General features: G+C 62.0%; 2 protein-coding genes. Both read left to right on the forward strand.

The window, feature by feature from the left end; genetic code table 11:
• Positions 1-622, forward strand: a 622-nt coding sequence (locus K309_RS38950; protein WP_035878950.1) for a Tn3 family transposase, incomplete at its 5' end; no start/stop codon positions are given.
• A gap of 144 nt (positions 623-766) precedes the next feature.
• Positions 767-1,527: IS5 family transposase (locus tag K309_RS0134870; RefSeq protein WP_029050471.1), on the forward strand; the 761-nt coding region annotated here is incomplete at its 3' end.

Raw genomic sequence — 1,527 nt, forward strand, 5'->3', positions numbered from 1 at the left:
GCCATCGCGCAAATCCAATGATGAGCTGATCATCCGCGAATGGCCCGCCATCCAGCGCATCATGGCCTCGCTCGGCCAGAAGCAGGTCTCGCAAGCCACCATCGTGCGCAAGCTCTCGAGCTACAAGCGTCAGAACCAGACGAAGAAGGCGCTCTGGGAGCTCGACAGCCTCTGCCGCACGCGCCATATCCTGCGCTTCATCAACGATGTCGACCTGCGCCGGTCCATACAGAAGGCCCTCAATCGTGGTGAAGCGTATCACCGGCTGCGTCGTGCGGTCGCCTTTGTCAATGGCGGCAGGCTGCGCGTGCACACCGAAGCCGAGCAGCAACTGTGGAACGAGTGCGCACGCCTGATCGCCAACGCCATCATTCACTACAACACAGCCTTGCTCTCGCGCGTCCACGAGCAGAAGCGGGCTGCGGGTGACGAGGCCGCCATGACGTTTATCGCAGGCATGTCGCCGGTCGCCTGGCGATACGTCAACCTGTTCGGCGCCATGGATTTCGGTGCTGCGACCACGCCCGTCGACATCGACGCACTCGCCTCCTATTACGCCGACCCCGAGTACTGGGCGCGCATGCTCCAGGCGACGGCCGATGAAGAGGACGAGGAAAGCTGACTGCCGGCCCTCATGGTTCCCGGCCCGCCATCAAAACCGCCGTTCCTTTCCCCAGCTAGGGAAAGACTGATTTATTCAGTGCGGCCGTCATCGTTGAATGGGTTGTGAGCGTTGTCCTGTATGTGCCTCAAAAGATGAGTCGAGATGAAGCGTCAGATCAGTTTTGCAGAAGCCGAAGGCCACGGTCACAAGCGGGTAACGCGACGCCAGCGCTTCCTGGCAGAGATGGAACGCGTTGTGCCGTGGGCGCGCCTGATAGCGGTGGTCGAGCCGTACTACCCCAAGGGCAGACGTGGGCGGCCTCCGATCGGACTGGAGCGGATGCTGCGGATCTATTTCCTTCAGCAGTGGTATGGACTGTCGGACGAGGCGCTGGAAGATGCGCTCTACGACAGCATGGCACTGCGCGCGTTCGCCGGGATCGACTTGGCCGTCGAAGCGGTGCCTGACGCCACGACGCTGCTCAAGTGTCGCCGCTTGCTCGTCGCGCATGAACTGACCCGAAAGCTGTTCGACGAGATCGGCATCATGCTATGCGAGCGGGGGCTGATGATGAAGGAAGGCACCATTGTGGATGCCACCATCATCGAGGCGCCACCGTCGACCAAGAACAAGGAGAAGAGCCGCGACCCGGAGATGCACCAGACCAAGAAGGGCAACGAATGGCACTTTGGCATGAAAGCCCATCTCGGCGTGGATGCGGCGTCTGGACTGGTACACAGCGTGGTGGGCACCGCAGCGAACGAGTCGGTCGTGTCGCAGGCGCATGCCTTGCTGCATGGCCACGAGGAGCACGCGTTTGGCGACGCGGGCTACACGGGCGTGGACAAGCGCGACGAGATGCAAGGCAAGACCGTGAAGTGGCAGGTGGCCGTCAAACGCGGCAGGATCAAGGCGATGCGTGA

It is taken from the genome of Cupriavidus phytohabitans (genome assembly GCF_000426345.1).
In the GTDB taxonomy this organism is placed as follows: Bacteria; Pseudomonadota; Gammaproteobacteria; order Burkholderiales; family Burkholderiaceae; genus Cupriavidus.